Annotated in this window: 12 protein-coding genes and 1 tRNA gene; all 13 read left to right on the top strand. The window is 67.9% G+C overall.

From position 1 onward, the window contains the following. Nucleotides 1-229 precede the first annotated feature (229 nt). Nucleotides 230-302 (top strand) — tRNA-Trp (locus ABD832_RS07095). A 75-nt stretch (nt 303-377) separates the two neighbouring features. Continuing rightward, on the top strand, nt 378-626 hold the full coding sequence (secE, locus tag ABD832_RS07090; RefSeq protein WP_344890085.1) for a preprotein translocase subunit SecE: 249 nt from the start codon (nt 378-380) through the stop codon (nt 624-626). A 77-nt stretch (nt 627-703) separates the two neighbouring features. After that, the gene (gene nusG / locus ABD832_RS07085; protein ID WP_344890082.1) at nt 704-1564 is read left to right on the top strand and encodes a transcription termination/antitermination protein NusG; all 861 of its coding nucleotides are present in this window, start codon (nt 704-706) and stop codon (nt 1562-1564) included. 145 nt (nt 1565-1709) lie between these two features. Then, nucleotides 1710-2141, top strand: coding sequence for a 50S ribosomal protein L11 (gene rplK / locus ABD832_RS07080; RefSeq protein WP_344890079.1), 432 nt, complete (start codon nt 1710-1712; stop codon nt 2139-2141). A 176-nt stretch (nt 2142-2317) separates the two neighbouring features. Then, on the top strand, nt 2318-3031 hold the full coding sequence (rplA, locus tag ABD832_RS07075; RefSeq protein ID WP_344890076.1) for a 50S ribosomal protein L1: 714 nt from the start codon (nt 2318-2320) through the stop codon (nt 3029-3031). Nucleotides 3032-3185: 154 nt separating this feature from the next. Further along, entirely contained in the window at nt 3186-4013 is an 828-nt protein-coding gene (locus ABD832_RS07070; RefSeq protein WP_344890073.1) for an SCO4651 family lipoprotein, read from the top strand. A gap of 432 nt (nt 4014-4445) precedes the next feature. Then, nucleotides 4446-4970 carry a 50S ribosomal protein L10 gene (gene rplJ / locus ABD832_RS07065; RefSeq protein WP_344890070.1) on the top strand — a complete coding sequence of 175 codons (525 nt, stop codon included), beginning with the start codon at nt 4446-4448 and terminating at the stop codon, nt 4968-4970. Between the two features lie 82 nt (nt 4971-5052). Beyond that, on the top strand, nt 5053-5442 hold the full coding sequence (gene rplL, locus ABD832_RS07060; protein WP_344890067.1) for a 50S ribosomal protein L7/L12: 390 nt from the start codon (nt 5053-5055) through the stop codon (nt 5440-5442). Nucleotides 5443-5670: 228 nt separating this feature from the next. Beyond that, nucleotides 5671-5799, top strand: coding sequence for a hypothetical protein (locus tag ABD832_RS07055; RefSeq protein ID WP_344890065.1), 129 nt, complete (start codon nt 5671-5673; stop codon nt 5797-5799). Between the two features lie 141 nt (nt 5800-5940). Further along, nucleotides 5941-6483: a hypothetical protein gene (locus ABD832_RS07050; RefSeq protein ID WP_344890062.1), complete on the top strand. Its 543-nt coding sequence runs from the start codon at nt 5941-5943 to the stop codon at nt 6481-6483. Further along, a complete protein-coding gene (locus ABD832_RS07045) occupies nt 6480-7001 on the top strand; it encodes a hypothetical protein (RefSeq protein ID WP_344890060.1) in 522 nt (173 codons plus the stop codon). Before ABD832_RS07050 ends, ABD832_RS07045 begins: the two co-directional genes overlap by 4 nt. A gap of 444 nt (nt 7002-7445) precedes the next feature. Next, complete coding sequence (gene rpoB / locus ABD832_RS07040; RefSeq protein WP_344890057.1) at nt 7446-10913, top strand: DNA-directed RNA polymerase subunit beta; 3468 nt, start codon at nt 7446-7448, stop codon at nt 10911-10913. 24 nt (nt 10914-10937) lie between these two features. Beyond that, nucleotides 10938-14825: a DNA-directed RNA polymerase subunit beta' gene (locus ABD832_RS07035; RefSeq protein ID WP_344890054.1), complete on the top strand. Its 3888-nt coding sequence runs from the start codon at nt 10938-10940 to the stop codon at nt 14823-14825. Nucleotides 14826-15326 lie beyond the last annotated feature (501 nt).

The raw sequence follows: 15326 nt of genomic DNA, 5'->3' as shown, positions 1-15326 counted from the left end.
CCCCCTTCCGGACCCCCGCCCGGGCCCCGCGGCGCTGCCCGCGCCCGTCCCCGCGGCGCCGTCCCTGGACGGGAAGCCCCTGACCAGGGCTCTCACCAACCGGTTCGACGTGATGGCCAATCACCCGTAGACTCCGGCATGGTCTTTCCGCCGCATGCGTGAACCGGCGGTCAAGACCGTGAGCCACGGACAAACTTCGGTCCAACCGATGTATGGTGGTTCATGTCTTAGGGCACTAGCGCAATTGGTAGCGCACCGGTCTCCAAAACCGGCGGTTGGGGGTTCGAGTCCCTCGTGCCCTGCGAGGAGCGGTCCGCGCATCTGGCGTCTAGCGCGCCGCTGATATGCGTTGGACTCGAAGGATTCAGGTGAGGACTGTGGCGATCGACACGCGCGGCGAAACCGCAGACAAGCCGAGCGGTGAGAAGAAGACGAAGCGCACTTCTCCCGCCCTTTTCTATCGGCAGGTTGTCGCCGAGCTGCGTAAGGTCATCTGGCCTACGCGTAAAGAACTGATCTCTTACACCATCGTCGTCCTGGTATTCGTTCTGCTCCTGGTCGGGATCGTGTCGGCGTTGGACGCGCTCTTCACCGAGGGTGTGCTGAGAATCTTCGGCGGAGCCTGAGCCGCGCCATCCGGCGGGTGAGGTGTCCCAGGACGCCCCGCCGGCCATCGACCATCGACGAAAAGAGATAGAGCACCGTGTCCGAGTCTGCACAGTCGGCCGGCCAGTCCCGCGACGAGCGCGAGGACGGGCCGGAGGAGGCCGTCGACGTCACCCGGGATTCGCTTGACGATTCCGACGGGCAGACCGTCGACGCCGAGACCGACGCCGAGATCGCGGAGGCCGGGTCCGGCGGCGACGCCGAGACGTCCGACGCCGACGCGGAGATCGAGCAGGCCGGGCAGGCCACGGCCGGTGCCGCCGACGGCGAGGACGGCGGCGTGGACGAGGACGGCGACGTCCTGCCCGACGTCGACCCGGTCGAGGACTTCAAGCGGCACCTGCGCGGCCTGTTCGGCGAGTGGTACGTGATCCACTCCTACGCGGGCTACGAGAACCGGGTGAAGTCGAACATCGAGACCCGGACGCAGTCCCTCAACATGGAGGACTACATCTTCCAGGTCGAGGTGCCCACCCACCACGTGACCGAGATCAAGAGCGGCAAGCGCCAGCTGGTCAAGGAGCGGGTGCTGCCCGGCTACGTGCTGGTCCGGATGGAGCTCACCGACGAGTCCTGGTCCGCGGTGCGCAACACGCCCGGCGTGACCGGCTTCGTGGGCCTGTCCAACAAGCCGAGCCCGCTGAGCCTGGACGAGGTCGCCAAGCTGCTCGCGCCCGAGCCCTCGGAAGAGGTCAAGAAATCCACCGCCAAGGCCTCGGCCGCGACGGTCGACTTCGAGGTCGGCGAGTCCGTCACCGTCATGGACGGCCCGTTCGCCACGCTGCCCGCCACGGTCAGCGAGATCAGCGCCGAGTCCCAGAAGCTCAAGGTGCTCGTGTCGATCTTCGGCCGCGAGACCCCGGTCGAGCTCTCGTTCAACCAGGTCTCGAAGATCTGACCCGGTCACGTAGACTTCATCAGTCTGCCCCGCGTTCGCGGGGATGGTTCCACGACCGCCGCGCCGCTCACGGTGCAGTCGCGGCCGGCTCCGCGTGCGCGGGGGTCGGGAACATCGCTCAGAGAAGAAGGACCCGGAGAGAATCATGCCTCCCAAGAAGAAAGTCGCAGCGCTGGTCAAGGTTCAGCTTCCCGCTGGCCAGGCCACGCCCGCACCGCCGGTCGGTACCGCCCTCGGTCCGCACGGCGTCAACATCATGGAATTCGTGAAGCAGTACAACGCTGCCACCGAGGCCCAGCGGGGCAACATCATCCCCGTCGAGATCACCATCTTCGAGGACCGCAGCTTCACCTTCGTCACGAAGACGCCCCCGGCGCCCGAGCTGATCAAGAAGGCCGCCGGTGTCGCGAAGGGTTCGGCCGTCCCGCAGAAGGACAAGGTGGGCAAGCTCACCAGGGAGCAGCTGCGCCAGATCGCCGAGACCAAGATGCAGGACCTCAACGCCAACGACGTCGAGGCGGCCGAGAAGATCATCGCCGGCACCGCACGGTCGATGGGCATCACGATCGCCGACTAGCACCATCCGCCGTACGTTCCCGGCGGTGACCTCGTGGCGGTGAACACGCCCGCGGGTCGGCCGGGAGGCGGCGGCGATCGCGACCCAGGTCGCGCCAGGACACCGCACGTCGACGTCGAGTGGAGGGGCCCGCGCAGGCCCGTACCACGGACACTCGGATTCACAGGAGTGATCACATGAAGCGCAGCAAGGGATACCGCGCCGCAACGGCGCAGGTCGACCGCGAGACCCTGTACAGCCCCGCCCAGGCGGCCAAGCTGGCCAAGGAGACCAACGTCGCCAAGTTCGACGCCACCGTCGAGGTGGCCCTGCGGCTGGGCGTGGACCCCCGCAAGGCCGACCAGATGGTCCGCGGCACCGTCAACCTCCCGCACGGCACCGGCAAGACCGCCCGGGTCCTGGTCTTCGCGACCGGCGACCGTGCCGAGGAGGCCCGCGCCGCGGGCGCCGACATCGTCGGTGCCGACGAGCTGATCGACGAGGTCGCCAAGGGCCGCCTCGACTTCGACGCCGTCGTCGCCACGCCGGACCTGATGGGCAAGGTCGGCCGCCTGGGCCGCGTGCTCGGCCCCCGTGGCCTGATGCCGAACCCCAAGACCGGCACCGTGACCCCGGCCGTCGCCAAGGCCGTCACCGACATCAAGGGCGGCAAGATCGAGTTCCGTGTCGACCGGCACGCGAACCTGCACTTCATCATCGGCAAGGTGTCCTTCGGTGAGCGTCAGCTCATCGAGAACTACGCCGCCGCCCTCGACGAGGTGCTCCGTCTCAAGCCGTCCGCGGCCAAGGGGCGTTACGTCAAGAAGGTCGTCTTCTCCACGTCCATGGGCCCCGGCATCCAGGTCGACCCCAACCAGACGCGGGCGCTGACCGCCGAGCTCGACGCCTGATACCAGACGCGTTCCGCAGAGGGCCTCGACCGAATGGCCATTCGGTCGAGGCCCTCTTTCGTTCCTCCGGACGACGCGCCCGGCCGAGTCGACGCGTAGTGTCGTAAGTCAGGATCATCGGGGGAAACGAAGGAGTGAGGACGAAATGCGCCGAATGGCTCCCGCACTTGCACTGGGAGCGGCCGCGCTCGTCGCGGTCGCCGGATGCGGTGCGCAGCAGAACACCGTGGCTCTCGGAAACGTCAAGCTCGCCGCGGCCGACGCGGTGCAGCAGAGCGCGCAGAAGGCCGAGGCGGTCACCTCGTACTCGGCGGACGTGGTTCTCGACACCAAGGGCGGCGGCCAGCAGGGCTCCGGCAAGGTCCAGGGCAGCATGCTCTACCAGAGCCAGCCCGAGCTCGCGACCGACATCAGGCTCGACACGATCAACTTCGGCGGGCAGAACGTGCCCGGCGGTGCGCGGGCCATCCTGACGGACGAGACCGTCTACGTGAAGTCCGAGATGCTGAACCGGATCGGCGGCATCACCAAGCCGTGGGTCAGGGTGCCGCTCAGCCAGGTCGGCGCCGAGGGACAGGCCGAGATCAGGAAGTTCATGGACCAGGCCAGGCAGTTCGACCTGGCCGGCACCGTCAAGCTGCTGACCGCGTCCAAGGACGTCAAGGCGGTCGGCACCGAGACGGTCGGCGGGGTCGACACGACCCACTACAGCGGCACGTTCCCGGTCGCCGAGGCCGCCCAGCTGGTCGACCCGGCACAGCGTGAGAAGCTCCAGGAGGGCCTCTCGCACGCCAAGGACGTGAAGTTCGACCTGTGGGCCGACGCCCAGAGCCTGCCCCGCAAGGTGACGCTCAGCGGCTCCGAGAAGGACGCGACGTTCAACCTGACGGCGCTCTTCAAGGGCTTCAACGAGCCCGTGGAGATCACCGCTCCGCCGGCCGACCAGGTGGACGACCTTCCCAAGGGGCGCACCGGGAACTGACGCTCCCTCGCCCCCGCTCTTGCGCCCGCGCCCCCGGTCCAGCGACCGGGGGCGCGGTCGCGTCCCGCACCGCCGTACGTCCCCGCGCCCGGCGGCCCGCTCCCGTCGCCGTCCTCGTGCCCGTCTCCGTCCCCGTGTATGTCCCCGCGGCCGTGCCGGATCCGCCGCCGCCGGCCCGGAGCGGATCGGTCGCCGGGATCGATTTGGCATCCGGGGCGACAGGACGTACGCTGTCAACGCCGAAGACCGCCGGTCGTCGTCGGGCCTCATGGCCTGCCGACCTAAAGGATCCACGTTCAGTGGACGGCCCGCGTAGGTGTGATGTGAGTTTTCATCTGGACTAACCTCCTCATGTGAGCCCCGTGCGCCTGCGCCGGGGCTTGTTCTCTTTTCCAGGCCCTTTACCCCGGCGGCACATCTGGAAGGAGGCCCATGGCGAAGGCAGAAAAGGCAACGGCTGTCGCAGAGCTGAAGAGCAGCTTCGACGGCTCCAGCGCTGCCGTTCTGACCGAATACCGCGGTCTCACCGTCGCCCAGCTCAAGCAGCTGCGTGTTTCTCTCGGTGAGAATGCGAAGTTCGCCGTGGTGAAGAACACGCTGACCAAGATCGCGGCCTCCGAGGCCGGGTTCAGCCAGCTCAACGACCTGCTCGCGGGTCCGTCGGCGATCGCTTTCGTCAACGGCGACGTGGTCGAGGCTGCCAAGAGTCTGCGTGAATTCGCCAAGGCCAATCCCCTCCTGGTCATCAAGGGCGGCGTGGTCGACGGCAGGTCGATGACGCCGGACGAGATCACCAAGCTTGCCGACCTCGAGTCGCGCGAGGTTCTCCTCGCGAAGCTGGCCGGTGCCCTGAAGGCGAAGCAGGGCCACGCGGCCGCCGTCTTCAACGCGCTGCCCACCAACATGGCTCAGCTGGTCGAGGCCCTGCGCGCCAAGCGCGAAGGCGCCGACGAGTAGGTCCGCGCAGGCGGTCACAGGGGATTAACGCAACCGCGGTCCCAACTTTCCCAGCACGTCAGATCCGTATGGAGGAACCATCATGGCGAAGCTCAGCACCGACGAGCTGCTCGACGCTTTCAAGGAGATGACTCTTCTTGAGCTGTCCGACTTCGTGAAGGTCTTCGAGGAGACCTTCGACGTCAAGGCCGCCGCTCCGGTCGCCGTCGCCGCCGCGGCCGCCCCCGGCGCCGCCGCCGCCGAAGAGGTCGAGGAGCAGGACGAGTTCGACGTCGTCCTCGAGGCCGCCGGCGAGAAGAAGATCCAGGTCATCAAGGAGATCCGCGCCCTGACCAGCCTGGGCCTGAAGGAGGCCAAGGACCTCGTCGACGGCGCTCCCAAGTCCGTCTTCGACGGCAAGGTCAACAAGGAGCAGGCCGAGAAGGCCAAGGCCGCCCTCGAGGGTGCCGGCGCGACGGTCACCGTCAAGTAGTTCGTTCGCTCCACACGCAAAGAGCGGGTCCACCAGGTGCCGGTGGCCCGCTCTTTTCGCGTTCTCACGCCGTCCCGTGAGACGCCGTGACGATCCCCGGAAGCCATCGGACCCCCTTCCAATCCGGGCGATCGCGGTTACCGTTGATCCCATCGAGGGCTTGCGCCGGTGGAGTCTCCGCCACACCGGGGGCGGACGTCGTCCGGCGGGTCCCGGAAGGGCGGCAGGGTGGGCGTCGAGGTCGTGGCCGAGGGACCGGCCGGGTCGTTCGGCAGGCAGGTCCTCCGGGAGGACGTCACGCCGCCCCTCCCCGCGGGGGAGATCCCGCACCGGCCGCGGGCGCTGAGCGGGCGTTGAGCGCCGCGGGTGCGCCAAGGCCGCCGTACGTGCCGGTGTGGCGGGTTATGATCCGGCGGTCGGGGAGCATGCCGTCCCTGGAGGCGGGGGAGCCGCGCCCGTCCGCCCGCGTTCCGCAGACCGCGTGAGGGGAGAGAACGCATGGCATCGCACGCCGCCCGTCCCCCAGGCTCCCGCCGCCTGCGCCGCGCCCGTGCCCGCAGGCCGCGCAGGCTCGCCGGGCCGGTGCTCGCGACGCTGATCGCGGTGCTGATCGCCGTGGCGTTCTGGGTCGGCACGGACCTGCGCGACGCCCAGGCGGCGGCCGACGACAGGCAGGCCGCGATGCGGGCCGCGGGGACGCACGCCGTGCACCTGCTCTCTGTGGGCCACCGCGCCGTCGACGCCGACATCGGGCGCGTCCTGGCCACCTCCACGGGCACGGCCAGGGCCGAGTACGCCGAAAGCGCCGCGGAGCTGAAGAGGACGACGGCCGCGGGCAGGCTGCTGCGCACCGGCGCGCTGCGCGCCACCGGCCTGGTCTCGCTCAGGGACGGCACGGCCCGGGTGATGGTGGTGGGGGACGAGCTGACCAGACGGGACGGGGGCAAGGACGCCCCGCAGGAGCGGTTCCACCGCTGGAACATGGAGGTGACCAAGGTCGGGACGGCCTGGCTGGTGTCCAAGGTGGAGCCGGTGCCGTGACGGGCGCCTCCCGGCTGGCGGTCGGGCTCATGGCCGCCGTCGCGCTCGCGCTCTCCGCGGTGATCTGGATCATGCACACCGACCTGAGCCGGCTCCGCGCCGACGAGGAGGCGGCACGGGAGGCGCTGGCCGCCGCCCGCGCGGTCGCCGCCGACATGCTCTCCTACGACCACCGGACGATCGAGCAGGATTTCGCCCGGGCGGGCGGGTACACCACCGGGGCGCTCAGCCTGCACTACCGGGAGCTGTCCCGGACCATGGCGGCACAGGCCCGGCGCGAGAAGGCGGTCCAGCAGGCCGCCGTGACCGGGGCCGGGGTGGAGTCGGCCTCGGGGCGTTCGGGCCGCGTGGAGGTGCTCCTGTTCATGAACATCAGCACGGTGAAGACCCTCAAGGGCGAGGAGGAACCCCGCCGTCAGGTCAGCCGGAACCGGGCCCGTTTCATCATGGTCGAGAAGGACTCCCGCTGGCTGGTCGCGGAGCTCTCCACACTGCTCGGGGACCCCCCTCCGCCGTGATCGGCGCGCCGCTTCATTCAATTGTTAGCAAAGACCTGGTTTGAGTTCGGTCGGCCACCGGGTACACCGGCCATGGCAGCGTCGATCGTCGGTCGAACCATCGGCCGGCGACCGGAACGCCGGGTTACTCAGCGTCAGTCACACCAGGTCGGTCACCGTCTTGGATCGTGGAGGTGTACGCAGGTCACCCGGTGGGAAAACTCCCATGGCCGCAGCTGTTTCCCGGCCGAAATGTCAGCTCCCGGGCTTGACGTTTCGGTTCTGAAGAGCGATGCTGCGACCAACGTGGAGCTTGCAGCGAGACTGAAGTGGACAGGTGTATGCCGTTCGGCTACACTGCCCCTTTGCGCTGCCCTTTGACGACCCGCTTCTTTTGGTGCTCTGATGCATGGTCGTCTGGCGTGCGTGTAGTCAGTCCGCCGCGAGCCCTCGGAAGGACATCTGTTGGCAGCCTCGCGCAACGCCTTCGCCGTACCCGCCGGTCCCCGTCGTGTGTCTTTCGCACGAATTCAGGAGCCGCTAGAAGTTCCTGACCTTCTCGCCCTACAGACCGAGTCCTTCGACTGGTTGCTCGGAAACGAGAAGTGGAAGGGGCGGGTCGAGGCGGCTCGCCAGGCCGGGCGCAAGGACGTTCCGGCCCAGTCGGGCCTTGAAGAGATCTTCGAGGAGATCAGTCCCATCGAGGACTTCTCCGGAACCATGTCCCTGTCGTTCCGGGATCACCGGTTCGAGCCGCCCAAGTACTCCGTCGATGAGTGCAAAGACAAGGACATGACCTACTCCGCCCCGATGTTCGTCACGGCGGAGTTCATCAATAACACCACCGGTGAGATCAAGAGCCAGACCGTGTTCATGGGCGACTTCCCGCTCATGACCGGCAAGGGAACGTTCATCATCAACGGCACCGAGCGTGTCGTGGTCTCCCAGCTGGTCCGCTCGCCCGGTGTCTACTTCGACCGCAGCGTCGACAAGACCTCCGACAAGGATCTCTACGGCTGCAAGGTGATCCCGTCGCGGGGTGCCTGGCTGGAGTTCGAGATCGACAAGCGCGACAGCGTCGGTGTGCGCATCGACCGCAAGCGCAAGCAACCCGTCACGGTGCTGCTCAAGGCCCTCGGCTGGACCAGCGAGCAGATCCTCGAGCGGTTCGGCCAGTACGAGTCCATGCGCGCGACCCTGGAGAAGGACCACACGGCCGGCCAGGACGACGCGCTGCTCGACATCTACCGCAAGCTGCGCCCGGGCGAGCCGCCGACCAAGGAGTCGGCGCAGACGCTGCTGGAGAACCTGTACTTCAACTCCAAGCGCTACGACCTCGCCAAGGTCGGCCGATACAAGATCAACAAGAAGCTCGGGGTGGACAGCGAGATCACCCAGGGCACCCTGACCGAGGACGACATCGTCGCCACCATCGAGTACATCGTCCGGCTGCACGCCGGCGAGGTCGAGATGCCCGGCGCCAACGGTGAGATCGTCGTCGAGACCGACGACATCGACCACTTCGGCAACCGCCGTCTGCGCACGGTGGGCGAGCTCATCCAAAACCAGGTCCGCCTGGGCCTGGCCCGTATGGAGCGCGTCGTGCGTGAGCGCATGACGACCCAGGACGTCGAGGCGATCACGCCGCAGACCCTGATCAACATCCGCCCCGTGGTGGCGTCGATCAAGGAGTTCTTCGGTACCTCCCAGCTGTCGCAGTTCATGGACCAGACCAACCCGCTGGCCGGCCTGACGCACAAGAGGCGTCTGTCCGCGCTGGGTCCCGGTGGTCTGTCCCGTGAGCGGGCCGGCTTCGAGGTCCGTGACGTGCACCCCTCGCACTACGGCCGGATGTGCCCGATCGAGACCCCGGAAGGCCCGAACATCGGCCTGATCGGCTCGCTGGCCTCCTACGGCCGGGTCAACTCCTTCGGCTTCGTCGAGACGCCCTACCGCAAGGTCGTCGACGGCCGGGTGACCGACCAGGTCGACTACCTGACCGCCGACGAGGAGGACCGGCACGTCATCGCCCAGGCGAACACGCCGATCGGTCCCGACGGAACGTTCCTCGAGCCGCGAGTCCTGGTCCGGAGGAAGGGCGGGGAGTTCGAGTCCCTGCGCGCCACCGAGGTCGACTACATGGACGTCTCGGCACGCCAGATGGTGTCCGTGGCGACCGCGATGATCCCGTTCCTGGAGCACGACGACGCCAACCGCGCGCTCATGGGCTCGAACATGCAGCGTCAGTCGGTGCCGTTGCTCAAGAGCGAGGCGCCGCTGGTGGGCACCGGCATGGAGTACCGTGCCGCCACCGACGCCGGGGACGTGATCACCGCCGAGAAGGCGGGCGTGGTGGAGGAGGTCTCCGCCGACTACGTCACGGTGATGAACGACGACGGCACCCGCACCACCTACCGGGTGGCGAAGTTCAAGCGCTCCAACCAGGGCACCTGCTTCAACCAGAAGCCGATCGTGGCCGAGGGCGACCGCATCGAGGTCAATCAGGTCGTGGCCGACGGTCCGTGCACCGACAGCGGTGAGATGGCGCTGGGCAAGAACCTGCTGGTGGCGTTCATGCCGTGGGAGGGTCACAACTACGAAGACGCGATCATCCTGTCGCAGCGCCTGGTGCAGGACGACGTGCTGTCCTCGATCCACATCGAGGAGCACGAGGTCGACGCCCGCGACACCAAGCTGGGCCCTGAGGAGATCACCCGCGACATCCCCAACGTCTCCGAGGAGGTGCTGGCCGATCTCGACGAGCGCGGCATCATCCGCATCGGCGCCGAGGTCGTGCCGGGGGACATCCTGGTGGGCAAGGTCACGCCCAAGGGTGAGACCGAGCTGACCCCCGAGGAGCGGCTGCTGCGGGCGATCTTCGGTGAGAAGGCCCGCGAGGTGCGCGACACCTCGCTGAAGGTGCCGCACGGCGAACAGGGCAAGGTCATCGGGGTGCGGGTGTTCTCCCGCGAGGAGGGCGACGAGCTTCCCCCCGGCGTCAACGAGCTGGTGCGCGTCTACGTGGCGCAGAAGCGCAAGATCACCGACGGCGACAAGCTCGCGGGCCGGCACGGCAACAAGGGCGTCATCTCCAAGATCCTCCCGGTCGAGGACATGCCCTTCCTGGAGGACGGCACGGCCGTCGACATCATCCTGAACCCGCTGGGCGTGCCCGGCCGGATGAACGTCGGCCAGGTGCTGGAGACCCACCTGGGGTGGATCGCCGCCCGCGGCTGGGACATCTCCGGCATCGAGGAGGCGTGGGCCGAGCGCCTGCGCGACAAGGGCTTCGCCGAGGTGGAGCCGCGTACCAACATGGCGACCCCCGTCTTCGACGGCGCCAACGAGGAAGAGATCATCGGTCTGCTCGACAACACCCTGCTCAACAGGGACGGCGGGCGCATGGTCGGCGCGAACGGAAAGGCCCAGCTGTTCGACGGGCGTTCCGGTGAGCCGTTCCCGCACCCGATCTCCGTGGGTTACATCTACATCCTGAAGCTGCTCCACCTGGTCGACGACAAGATCCACGCGCGGTCGACCGGTCCGTACTCCATGATCACTCAGCAGCCGCTCGGCGGTAAGGCCCAGTTCGGCGGCCAGCGCTTCGGTGAGATGGAGGTCTGGGCCCTGGAGGCCTACGGCGCGGCCTACGCGCTGCAGGAGCTGCTGACCATCAAGTCCGACGACGTCCTGGGCCGGGTGAAGGTCTACGAGGCGATCGTCAAGGGCGAGAACATCCCCGAGCCGGGCATCCCGGAGTCGTTCAAGGTCCTCATCAAGGAAATGCAGTCGCTGTGCCTGAACGTCGAGGTGCTCTCCAGCGACGGCATGTCCATCGAGATGCGCGACACCGACGAGGACGTCTTCCGCGCCGCGGAGGAGCTCGGCATCGACCTGTCCCGGCGCGAGCCGAGCAGCGTCGAAGAGGTCTGATCTAGAAGCTGAGGGGGATTACAAGTGCTCGACGTCAACTTCTTCGACGAGCTTCGGATCGGCCTCGCGACCGCCGACGACATTCGCCAGTGGTCGCACGGTGAGGTCAAGAAGCCCGAGACCATCAACTACCGGACGCTCAAGCCCGAGAAGGACGGACTCTTCTGCGAGAAGATCTTCGGCCCGACCCGGGACTGGGAGTGCTACTGCGGCAAGTACAAGCGCGTCCGCTTCAAGGGCATCATCTGTGAGCGCTGTGGCGTCGAGGTGACCCGTGCCAAGGTGCGCCGCGAGCGGATGGGCCACATCGAGCTGGCCGCTCCGGTCACGCACATCTGGTACTTCAAGGGTGTCCCGTCCCGTCTGGGATACCTGCTCGACCTGGCCCCGAAGGACCTCGAGAAGGTCATCTACTTCGCGGCCTACATGATCACGCATGTCGACAAGGAGATGCGCGAGCGCGACCTGCCGTCGCTGGAGGCGAAGATCTCCGTCGAGCGGCAGCACGTCGAGCAGCGCCGTGACTCCGACATCGAGGCCCGCCAGCGCAAGCTGGAGACCGACCTGGCCGAGCTCGAGGCCGCCGGGGCCAAGGGCGACCAGCGCCGCAAGGTGCGCGAGGGTGCCGAGCGCGAGATGCGGCAGCTGCGCGACCGGGCCCAGCGCGAGCTGGACCGGCTGGACGAGGTCTGGAGCCGTTTCAAGAACCTCAAGGTCCAGGACCTGGAGGGCGACGAGCTGCTCTACCGCGAGATGCGCGACCGCTTCGGCCGCTACTTCCGCGGTGGCATGGGCGCCCAGGCCATCCAGGAGCGGCTGACCAACTTCGACCTCGCCCTGGAGGCCGAGAACCTCCGCGAGACGATCCGCAGCGGCAAGGGCCAGAAGAAGGCCCGCGCGCTCAAGCGTCTCAAGGTCGTCTCGGCGTTCCTGAACACCCGCAACTCGCCCAACGGCATGGTCCTGGACTGCATCCCGGTCATCCCGCCGGACCTGCGCCCCATGGTGCAGCTCGACGGTGGCCGGTTCGCGACCTCGGACCTGAACGACCTCTACCGCCGGGTGATCAACCGGAACAACCGCCTCAAGCGGCTTCTCGACCTCGGCGCGCCCGAGATCATCGTGAACAACGAGAAGCGGATGCTCCAGGAGGCCGTCGACGCGCTGTTCGACAACGGCCGCCGTGGCCGCCCGGTCACCGGACCCGGCAACCGCCCCCTGAAGTCCCTCAGCGACATGCTCAAGGGCAAGCAGGGCCGGTTCCGCCAGAACCTGCTGGGCAAGCGAGTCGACTACTCCGGCCGTTCGGTCATCGTCGTCGGCCCGCAGCTGAAGCTGCACCAGTGCGGCCTGCCCAAGCAGATGGCGCTGGAGCTGTTCAAGCCGTTCGTGATGAAGCGCCTGGTGGACCTGAACCACGCGCAGAACATCAAGTCGGCCAAGCGGATGGTCGAGCGTGCCCGGCCGGTCGTGTGGGACGTCCTCGAAGAGGTCATCACCGAGCACCCCGTGCTGCTCAACCGCGCGCCCACCCTGCACCGCCTGGGCATCCAGGCCTTCGAGCCGCAGCTGGTCGAGGGCAAGGCCATCCAGATCCACCCGCTCGTGTGCACCGCGTTCAACGCGGACTTCGACGGTGACCAGATGGCCGTGCACCTGCCGCTGTCGGCCGAGGCGCAGGCCGAGGCCCGCATCCTGATGCTGTCCACCAACAACATCCTCAAGCCGGCCGACGGCAAGCCCGTGACCATGCCCACCCAGGACATGATCATCGGCCTGTACTCGCTGACCACGCTCAAGGACGAGGACGAGAACGGCGCGGGCAGGGGCCGGGTCTTCGGCTCGGTGTCGGAGGCGCTCATGGCCTTCGACCGCCGCGAGCTGGACATCCAGTCGCTGATCCAGATCCGGATGAAGGGCGACGTCCCGCCGCCCCGCGACTGGACCGCCCCCGAGGGCTGGGAGCCCGGCGAGGGGTACCGCCTGGAGACCACCCTGGGCCGGTGCCTGTTCAACCAGACGCTGCCGGCGAACTACCCGTACGTGAACTCGCAGGTCGGCAAGAAGCAGCTCTCGGTCATCGTCAACGAGCTGGCCGACAAGTACCCCAAGGTCGAGGTCGCGGCGGCGCTCGACGCCCTCAAGGACGCCGGTTTCTACTGGGCGACCAGGGCCGGTGTGACGATCTCCATCGAGGACGTCATCGCGCCGCCGAACAAGGCCGAGATCATGGAGACGTACGAGCGCCGGGCCGACAAGGTCCAGCGGGAGTACGAGCGCGGTCTGATCACGGACGAGGAGCGCCGTCAGGAGCTCATCGAGATCTGGACGCACGCGACCAGTGACGTGACCGACGACATGCAGAAGGCGTTCCCGAAGACCAACCCGGTCTGGATGATGGTCCAGTCGGGCGCCCGAGGGAACCTGATGCAGGTCCGGCAGATCTCCGGCATCCGTGGCCTGGTGTCCAACACCAAGGGTGAGACGATCCCGCGTCCGATCAAGGCCTCGTTCCGCGAGGGCCTGTCGGTGCTGGAGTACTTCATCTCCACCCACGGCCAGCGGAAGGGTCTGGCGGACACCGCGCTGCGGACCGCCGACTCCGGCTACCTGACCCGTCGTCTGGTGGACGTGGCGCAGGACGTCATCGTCCGCGAGATCGACTGCGGCACCGACCGCGCCGTGCCGCTGCACGTCGCCGACCGCGACGCCCAGGGCAACCTGGTCAAGGCGGAGAACGCCGAGAGCAACGTGCACGGCCGCATCCTCGCCGAGGACGTGGAGGTGGACGGCAAGGTCGTCGTGCAGATGGGCGTCGACATCAACGACGCCCACGTCACCGCCCTGGTCGAGGCCGGTGTGGAGACCGTCAGGACCCGCAGCGCCCTCGTCTGCGAGGCCAAGATCGGTGTCTGCGCCACCTGCTACGGCCGCTCGCTGGCCACCGGCAAGCTCGTGGACGTCGGCGAGGCGGTCGGCATCATCGCCGCCCAGTCGATCGGCGAGCCCGGCACCCAGCTGACGATGCGGACCTTCCACACCGGTGGTGTGGCGGGCGCCGACATCACCCACGGCCTGCCCCGTGTCACCGAGCTGTTCGAGGCGCGCGTCCCCAAGGGCGTCGCCCCGATCAGCGAGGCCGAGGGCCGGGTCCGCATCGACGAGACCGACAAGACGCGGAAGATCGTGGTCGTCCCCGACGACGGCTCCGAGGAGGTCGCGTACCCGGTGTCGATGCGGTCGCGGATGCTCGTCTCCGACGGGCAGCGGGTCGGCGTCGGCCAGCAGCTGATCGCCGGTGCGGTCAACCCCAACGAGGTGCTGCGCATCCTCGGCCCCCGCGCCGTGCAGCTGCACCTGGTGGCGGAGGTCCAGCAGGTCTACCGCTCGCAGGGTGTGTCGATCCACGACAAGCACATCGAGATCATCGTGCGGCAGATGCTCAAGCGCGTGAACGTGCTGGAGTCCGGCGACGCCGACATGCTGCCCGGTGAGCTCGTCGAGCGGCCGCGCTTCGAGCGGATCAACCGCGAGTGCGTGGCCGAGGGCGGCACGCCGGCCTCGGGACGCCCGGTGCTGATGGGCATCACCAAGGCCTCGCTCGCCACCGAGTCGTGGCTGTCGGCGGCGTCCTTCCAGGAGACGACCCGGGTGCTCACCGACGCGGCGATCCACGCCAAGTCGGACTCGCTGCTCGGTCTCAAGGAGAACGTCATCATCGGAAAGCTCATCCCGGCGGGTACGGGCATGCCCCAGTACCGCAACATCCGGGTCGAGCCCACCGAGGAGGCCAAGGCCGCGATGTACACGGTCGGCGGCTACGACGGCTCCGCGGCCGACTACACCTTCGGCTCGGGCTCGGGCGAGGCCGTGCCGCTGGAGGAGTACGACTTCGGTCAGTACAACCGCTGAGCGAGCACGCCCGGCACAGTGATCGAGACGGCGCCCGGTCCCCGCGAGGGGGCCGGGCGCCGTCCGTCTTGACCGGAACGTTGCGGCCGAAGCCGTACGTCAATGCGGAGAACGACCGGAGAAGTGTCCGGGGCCGGGTAAACTTCGGTGTGGACCCGGACGTGGTCGGTCGGAAACCGGTCACGGGAGCCAGGGCACGGATGCGGGCGCGCGTGACGGCGCCCGGCCAGTGCGGTCGTTTTGACGTGTTGCACTGGGCTGGGTAGTCTTTCCCTTCGTGCCCATGTCTTCATGGGTCCTCATGCGTGCGCGTCGACGGTTTCCCATCGAGGAGTCGGCAGGGGCGCCGTGTGGCCTCCTCCAGCGGATCGTTCCTTTCCGGGACGTGGTACGACACCCCGCGACACGCCCGAACGCGTGGGTCGGAGGAGCTGGAAGAACCGCAGGTCATGACACCGGCAGTACCTGCAAATGCACCACATTCGAATAACCGGCTAGCAC

The sequence above is a fragment of the Streptosporangium longisporum genome (assembly GCF_039534895.1).
GTDB classification, from domain to species: domain Bacteria; phylum Actinomycetota; class Actinomycetes; order Streptosporangiales; family Streptosporangiaceae; genus Streptosporangium; species Streptosporangium longisporum.
Note: the sequence above shows the minus strand (reverse complement) of the source record. Positions and strands in the feature narration are given on the sequence as shown.

What these genes read in the sequence shown, in the direction of transcription:
- rplJ (WP_344890070.1), top strand. Translation starts at nt 4,446, where the DNA reads ATGGCGAAGGCAGAAAAGGCAACGGCTGTCGCAGAGCTGAAGAGCAGC.
- rplA (WP_344890076.1), top strand. Translation starts at nt 2,318, where the DNA reads ATGAAGCGCAGCAAGGGATACCGCGCCGCAACGGCGCAGGTCGACCGC.
- ABD832_RS07050 (WP_344890062.1), top strand. Translation starts at nt 5,941, where the DNA reads ATGGCATCGCACGCCGCCCGTCCCCCAGGCTCCCGCCGCCTGCGCCGC.
- ABD832_RS07070 (WP_344890073.1), top strand. Translation starts at nt 3,186, where the DNA reads ATGGCTCCCGCACTTGCACTGGGAGCGGCCGCGCTCGTCGCGGTCGCC.
- rplK (WP_344890079.1), top strand. Translation starts at nt 1,710, where the DNA reads ATGCCTCCCAAGAAGAAAGTCGCAGCGCTGGTCAAGGTTCAGCTTCCC.
- rplL (WP_344890067.1), top strand. Translation starts at nt 5,053, where the DNA reads ATGGCGAAGCTCAGCACCGACGAGCTGCTCGACGCTTTCAAGGAGATG.